The organism is Anaeromicropila populeti (assembly GCF_900112775.1).
Taxonomy (GTDB): domain Bacteria; phylum Bacillota; class Clostridia; order Lachnospirales; family Lachnospiraceae; genus Anaeromicropila_A; species Anaeromicropila_A populeti.
In genome coordinates this window covers 24,751-31,741 of record NZ_FOYZ01000021.1, presented here as the reverse complement: position 1 = coordinate 31,741, position 6,991 = coordinate 24,751, and the positions used below count along the sequence as shown (strand labels likewise).

General features: G+C 36.0%; 8 protein-coding genes. All 8 read right to left on the bottom strand.

Translation table 11 applies throughout. From position 1 onward, the window contains the following. A partial coding sequence (locus BM305_RS17740) for a cellulose binding domain-containing protein (RefSeq protein ID WP_177214798.1) occupies positions 1-482 on the bottom strand: 482 nt, incomplete at its 3' end. Between the two features lie 135 nt (positions 483-617). Continuing rightward, positions 618-1,094, bottom strand: coding sequence for a YrhA family protein (locus BM305_RS17735; RefSeq protein ID WP_092564067.1), 477 nt, complete (start codon positions 1,092-1,094; stop codon positions 618-620). A gap of 21 nt (positions 1,095-1,115) precedes the next feature. Continuing rightward, complete coding sequence (locus BM305_RS17730) at positions 1,116-1,709, bottom strand: HNH endonuclease (RefSeq protein ID WP_207649513.1); 594 nt, start codon at positions 1,707-1,709, stop codon at positions 1,116-1,118. 66 nt (positions 1,710-1,775) lie between these two features. Beyond that, entirely contained in the window at positions 1,776-2,237 is a 462-nt protein-coding gene (locus BM305_RS17725) for an acyl-CoA thioesterase (RefSeq protein WP_092564064.1), read from the bottom strand. Between the two features lie 101 nt (positions 2,238-2,338). Continuing rightward, positions 2,339-3,472, bottom strand: coding sequence for a glycoside hydrolase family 88/105 protein (locus BM305_RS17720; RefSeq protein ID WP_092564061.1), 1,134 nt, complete (start codon positions 3,470-3,472; stop codon positions 2,339-2,341). A 72-nt stretch (positions 3,473-3,544) separates the two neighbouring features. Beyond that, the gene (panD, locus tag BM305_RS17715; protein ID WP_092564058.1) at positions 3,545-3,892 is read right to left on the bottom strand and encodes an aspartate 1-decarboxylase; all 348 of its coding nucleotides are present in this window, start codon (positions 3,890-3,892) and stop codon (positions 3,545-3,547) included. Positions 3,893-4,006: 114 nt separating this feature from the next. Next, entirely contained in the window at positions 4,007-5,479 is a 1,473-nt protein-coding gene (xylB, locus tag BM305_RS17710; RefSeq protein WP_092564055.1) for a xylulokinase, read from the bottom strand. Between the two features lie 27 nt (positions 5,480-5,506). Then, a complete protein-coding gene (locus BM305_RS17705) occupies positions 5,507-6,979 on the bottom strand; it encodes an L-fucose/L-arabinose isomerase family protein (RefSeq protein WP_092564052.1) in 1,473 nt (490 codons plus the stop codon). Positions 6,980-6,991: the final 12 nt, after the last annotated feature.

The window sequence follows — 6,991 nt, the reverse complement described above, 5'->3', positions numbered from 1 at the left end:
GTTGGTGTTACCACTGGTGTTGGTGTTACCACTGGTGTTGGTGTTGCAGTAGTTTGCCCCGCGTATGTAAGCGTTGCATCTGCTGGTGAAAAGTTTCCTGGATTTTTGATAATAAAACCAAATGTAACCATACTTGATTTTGCAATCTTAGAATTGCTGTTATCTGGTTTTACAGTTAAAATGCCATTTGATAGAGTATATACTCCGCACCACCCTTGGTTCATAACTGCATTACTTGAAAAAGGAATTGTTACAACCCAGTCTGAAACCACAGAACTTGAGTTATTTGTTATGGAACAATTAATCTGCTGATATTGGGCAGTTCCATCGTTCCATCCGTTTCCTGCGTCTACCTTTAAAATTACATCTGTTCCAGCACTTACTTTTGAAATATCAGTTTTAAAATTAACTGCACACGCTGATACTACAATAAGAACTGCCAAAATGAAAGATAGACAACGTCGATTTCTCATTTTATTCATTTATTATTACCCCCTTAACATAAGTTACTATGTTAAAATTATCACGTTATTGGGGGCTTGTCCATAGCATTACTCTAACATGTACTAATTTGTATCGCGAGTGGTACTGTGAAAAGAATTTGCATATTTTAAATACTATTTCAAAAATTTCTTCTTGCTTTCACTTGGCAGTGCGTCTAACAGTACTTTGTCTAATAATTCATAGAATACCTTGTATTCTCCTGCCTTTTCAGCAGATGGCTTATCTAGTTCTACATAAGTTTCGTTTTCTATGTCATAACAAAACCAAGATATACTGCTGTCACCAAGAAACATATATTTTTTCTGCCACTGGTTCTCATACCAGATTTCATTAGAATCAATATACCCTGTATTCTCATTTTTGTCATCCTCTGTAATGTAATTATCTACCCCGTAAATACTAAATCCATTAAATTCTATACCATTTACACACTTTAAAAATTGTAAATAATCTTCTGGAAGGTTATAATTAAAATTCTCAAACACCTCATCTTGAAATTCTTGCATAACCTCATCCAAACATCCGTCATTAATCTTTTTATTATATTTAGAATAAATTCGTTCGATTTCATTTAATTTTTCTTTCCACATAAAAATTCCTCCATATTTATTTTATAATTCCTTTTTAGTTTTTTTCTTTCTTTTAGAATTGGGTTGTATTGATTTTTCAAACTCTTCATCTCTTTCTTTCGGGAAAATCATTCCATCTGGTATTGGAAATTTTAATATATTTTTATCATTTTCGTTTAAATCTCTAGTTTTTTCATTCTGATAGTTCGTGATAGCCTTATGGTAAGGATGATTTCTAATTAGAACAAGATTTTCAAAGGTATTTGTCCCACTATCATCTAGTGGACGCTTATGATGCACCTGCCAGTCTTTGCTTGGCAAAAGACCATCATTCATTAATGCTATTTCATCATCTGTAATACCAGCTTTTCTTAAATTTTCTGCCTGTTCATTTGCTAATTTTTTTACAAATTTTTCTCTTTCAGTAGAATCGAATTCTCTTCTTAATTTTTCTCTTTCCTTATCACTTCTCTTTATATATTCAATATTTTTAACTTTTAATCCTTTAATTTTAAATTCTTTATTATATAATTTTCCTACAAAATCAGTTTCCCCCAAACCCATTTCTGTCAAATTACTGTTTTTTATGTTATCATTACTGGAATTACCCGGTTTACCTCCTATTTGAACTTTCAACCATATCCCCCCCCATACTTTATTGAAAAACCAAAACTATTTTCCAATATATTGTAACACACATTCTTAATGTTTACAATATTGCCCTCTTCCCTCTCTTCTCCTTTTTGCACTTTCCCAGTCCCTCTTCTGCTCTTCCGTTTCTATGCAAATACCCGGAACCTCCCTTGGCTTTCCGTTTTTATCCAATGCTACATAAATATAATATCCCTGACTTACTTTTTTTCTATTTCCATGTAAATCATCTACAAAGGTCTCTACCAGCACATCCATTGAAGTTCTTCCTACATAAACAATCCTTCCCCTCATCATTAAACAATCATTATTATGAATAGGCACTGTAAATGTAAACCCCTCTACTGCTACGGTTGAAACCATTCCTTCTGAATGTCTTAATGCAACAATACCCGACACCTCATCCAGCCATCCCATCAATTCTCCTCCAAACAATGTACCTTTTCCATTTAATTGTGCTGGTTTTACCACTTTCCAGCTCTCTGTACTGGATTCTTCCACTTTCTTAACCATTCACGACAATTCCTTTCTTCTTTTCACTATTTATTTATGCCAAAAGGCTACTTGAAAACTCAAGTAGCCTTTTATTAATCATCCATAATGGCAAACACTTATTATTGTTCTGCCTGTCTTTTGTGTAAAATTTCAATATACGCTAAAATTAAAGGTGCAACACCCTTTGCCTCATTCTTCACAACTGGTTCACTCATATAATACGCAAAGGAACCATCTCTGTTATCAGGACCACCTAAACCAGCAACCAGACAGATTCCACCTAATTGAAGCTGTCCGTTTTCTTCTGACAAATACTTATCGGCCACGCCATAAAATGCCTTTTCCCCATATTGGAAATAAGACTCTGGCAAAAAGCCCTCACGAACACTTTTCATAATTGCATAAGCAAAAATAGCACTTCCGCTTGTTTCCAGGTAATTAGGCTCCACTCCGCCTTTATCAACTACCTGGTACCACATTCCACTTTCATCCTGATACTGAATCATAGAATCAATCAATTGCTTATAAATCTCATTTAACTGATCTCTTTCTTCCTTCATAGAATCTGGCATTACTGACATAGTATCAACCAATGCCATTGCATACCACCCAAGTGCCCTGAGCCAGAAATTACTGGACAAACCTGTTTCCTTATCCGCCCAAAACATTTCTTTTGATGAATCATAACCATGATAATACAATCCTGTTTTTGGATCCTTCATAATACGATATACATTCAAAAACTGCTGATAGCTGTCAAAACAATTCTTACAATTATTAAATTCAACTTCGTACTGCATATAGAATGGCTGTCCCATATACAATCCGTCCAGCCAGACCTGATTCGGATAAATTTTCTTGTGCCAAAAATTTCCTTCCTTTGTACGCGGCTGTTTTTGAATTTGTCCATAAATAGTATCAATTGCTTTTCTATATTTTTCTTTTCCAGTTAATTTATATAGTTCAAATAATGTTTTTCCAGCATTTACATTATCTATATTATATTCTTCTGGATCATAAGAATCAATGGTTCCATCTTCACGAACAAAATAATCAATAAAATTATCCGCAAATGTTAAATACTTTTCTTCTCTGGTAATATCATATAGTTCCAGTATAGCCTTTATCATGGCACCGTCGATATAATTCCAGCTTGGTTTTGCACCACTGCGAATTTTTTCAATATTCCAAACAGGAGCCTGTGGTGTGCTTTTTTCTAAGAGTTCGTCAATATAACGCTCTAAAATCTCCATAATGTCCTCCATTAGTTGTTATTCTATACATATATTATTATATGTAATAGAAAGAAATAACGCAAGCTGGTTCTATGAAAGAATCTCATTATTTTCTCCATGAACCTTAACAACAATGGGATTTACTTTATCAGCATCCTCTTCATTAACATATTTGTAAGACATGATAATTACTTTATCACCAATACAAACTAGTCTTGCTGCTGCACCATTTAAACAAATTTCTCCCTGCTTATCCCCTTTGATTACATAGGTTTCAAAACGTTGTCCATTATCAATATTCACAATATGCACCTTCTGGAATTCAAATAATCCTGCCGCTTCCATCAGTTTGCTGGCAATGGTTATGGAGCCCTCATAATTCAAATTAGCATCTGTCACCACAGCCCTGTGTATTTTTGAGTTTAGCATTTCTATCATGTTAAAACCTCTTTTCCAACTTATTATCGTAACGCCCATTTTTTATATGCGATCCGATTATACCAACAATTTTGAGGTTAATCAAGGAAAAAATTGTGTATGCTCCTAGTTGATTTATTTTACCAGTGTATCAAATAACTCCTTTACCGTCGGATAAATCTGAGCAAACTTTTGATATTTTGCTTCATATTTTTCTGCCAGTTCCTTATCAGGTTCAATGGTATCAACCACTTTCACCAGCTTCGCAGCTGCCTCTTCCACATTGCTGTATTCGCCGCAGCCTACCATTGCCAGCATAGCACCTCCCAGTGCTGGTCCCTCTTCTGACTCAATGACATCTATTTTAATATTTAATACATTAGCAAAAATGGTTTTCCAAAGTGTACTTTTTGCACCACCGCCGCAGATTTTTGTTCTTTCTATCTGTATGCCCAGAGATTTTGCAACTTCAAAGGAATCTCTTATGGCAAAGGCAACTCCTTCTAATACTGCCTGTGTCATATCCGTTCGTGTACTATCCATTGTCAATCCAATAAACGTACCTCTTGCATTTGGGTTATTATGTGGAGAACGTTCTCCCATCAGATAAGGAAGAAAATACACATTATTTTCTCCAAGCTTTGTAATATCAGCCTGTTCCTTCTGGTAGTCACAAGTTCCAATAATATCATCCATCCACCACTTATTACAGGAAGCCGCACTAAGCATGCAGCCCATTAAATGATAATTCCCGTCGGCATGTGCAAAGGCATGTAGGGCATTATTTTTATCTACTCCAAAATCCTTACTGGAGATAAAAATAGTACCTGATGTTCCAAGAGAAATATTACATCTTCCATCTCCAACCGTTCCAGTTCCTACTGCTGCTGCTGCATTGTCACCTGCTCCAGCAATAATTTTTACTGTTTCCTTTAGACCAAGTTCTGCTGCCAGCTCTGGTTGTAAATTTCCCACTACTTCATAGCTTTCAAAAATCTTTGGCACCTGGTTTTCCGTAATTCCGCAAATCTCCAGCATTTCCTTAGACCAGCACTTATTTTTTACATCGAAAATCAACATACCTGATGCGTCAGACACATCCGTACAATGTACCCCTGACAACATATAAGCAATATAATCTTTTGGCAGCATCAGCTTTTTGATTCTGGCAAAATTCTCAGGTTCCTCATTGCGAATCCATAAAATCTTAGGTGCCGTAAAACCCGTAAATGAAATATTTGCTGTATACTGAGACAATTTTTCTTTTCCGATTACCTGATTCAGATAGTCACATTCTTTCGTTGTACGGCCGTCATTCCAAAGCAGTGCTGGACGAATGACCGTATCCTTCTCATCCAAAATAACAAGACCATGCATCTGGCCGCCAAAGCTAATTCCGGCAACTTCATCCTTATTGCAGTCTGCAACCAGTTCCTTTAACCCAAGTATTGTCTGTTCATACCAGTCCTCTGGTTTTTGTTCTGACCACCCTGGGTTTGGAAAATATAATGGGTACTCTCTGGATACTATTTTCTTAATATCACCTTCTGCATCCATTAATAACAGCTTAACCGCCGAGGTTCCTAAATCTATACCAATATATAACATTTTATTGCTCCCTTCATGGGCTATTTTCTACGATTCAAATGGATTTTCCGTTTTATAAAGCATGCCCTTAGGCTGGTTAAATCCAATATCCTCTACTCCTATATACTTGAATACTTCATACAAAGTCTTTCCAAAGTGACCAAAAGCTACTGCTCCATGATGTGGATAATTCTTTTGGATTAGTACATGTCTGTAGAATCTTCCCATCTCAGGAATTGCAAAAATACCAATTGCACCGAAGGAGCGAGTTGCTACTGGAAGTACCTCACCCTGTGCAATGTAAGCTGTTAATTTTGCATCTGACGTACTTTGCAGACGGAAAAATGTAATATCTCCTGGTACAATATCCCCTTCTAATGTTCCCTGTGTCACTTCTACTGGAAGAGATCTTGCCATAATCATCTGATATTTCATTTCACAGAAGGAAAGCTTGCTGGAAGCAGTATTTCCACAGTGGAAGCCCATAAAAGTATCTTTTAATGTATAATTAAACTTATCTTTAATTTCCTGCTCATACATATCCTGTGGAACGGAGTTATTAATATCTAAAAGAGTAACCGTATCTTCACTAACAACGGTACCAATGTATTCACTTAATGCACCATAAATATCTACCTCACAGGAAACTGGAATTCCCATGTTAGTAAGACGGGAATTTACATAACAAGGAACAAAACCAAATTGTGTCTGGAATGCTGGCCAGCATTTACCTGCGATTGCTACAAATTCTCTAGAACCCTTATGTGCCTCTACCCAATCTAAAAGAGTAAGTTCATATTGTGCAAGCTTTGCTAAAATCTCTGGCTTCTTATTACCTGCGCCAAGCTCTTGTTCCATACTTGCCACTACTTCTGGAATTCTTTCATCGCCTGCATGTTTGTTAAACGCTTCAAATAAATCTAACTCTGAATTTTCTTCAATTTCCACTCCTAGATTATAAAGCTGTTTAATTGGAGCATTACATGCAAGGAAATCTTGTGGACGTGGACCAAAAGAAATAATTTTCAAATTATTTAATCCAATTACTGCTTTTGCAATTGGTACAAATTCTGCAATCATATCTGCACATTCCGCTGCTGTTCCTACTGGATATTCAGGAATATATGCTTTAATGTTTCTTAATTTTAAGTTATAGCTGGCATTTAACATACCACAATAAGCATCACCTCTGCCCTGTACCAGATTATCTCCTGTCTCTTCTGATGCCGCAACAAACATAACTGGTCCGCCAAATTCTTTGGCTAACAATGTTTCAGCTGATTCTGGTCCAAAGTTTCCAAGATATACAACAAGTGCATTACAGCCTGCTTCTTTCACTTCTGCTAAAGCTTTTCTCATATCCAGTTCATTTTCAATACAAGTAGGACATTCAAAAATTTCACCATATTTATTCTGATACGCACTCACAACTGCGGCTCTTCTTGTTTCTGACAAACTCATTGGAAAGCAATCTCTGCTTACAGCTACGATAGCAACTTTAACCACTGGAATATTCTTCATTTTTATATCCTC

Excerpts from the sequence above, each read along its gene's own strand:
- BM305_RS17735 (WP_092564067.1), bottom strand. The coding sequence starts at position 1,094 with ATGTGGAAAGAAAAATTAAATGAAATCGAACGAATTTATTCTAAATAT.
- BM305_RS17725 (WP_092564064.1), bottom strand. The coding sequence starts at position 2,237 with ATGGTTAAGAAAGTGGAAGAATCCAGTACAGAGAGCTGGAAAGTGGTA.
- BM305_RS17720 (WP_092564061.1), bottom strand. The coding sequence starts at position 3,472 with ATGGAGATTTTAGAGCGTTATATTGACGAACTCTTAGAAAAAAGCACA.
- panD (WP_092564058.1), bottom strand. The coding sequence starts at position 3,892 with ATGATAGAAATGCTAAACTCAAAAATACACAGGGCTGTGGTGACAGAT.
- xylB (WP_092564055.1), bottom strand. The coding sequence starts at position 5,479 with ATGTTATATATTGGTATAGATTTAGGAACCTCGGCGGTTAAGCTGTTA.
- BM305_RS17705 (WP_092564052.1), bottom strand. The coding sequence starts at position 6,979 with ATGAAGAATATTCCAGTGGTTAAAGTTGCTATCGTAGCTGTAAGCAGA.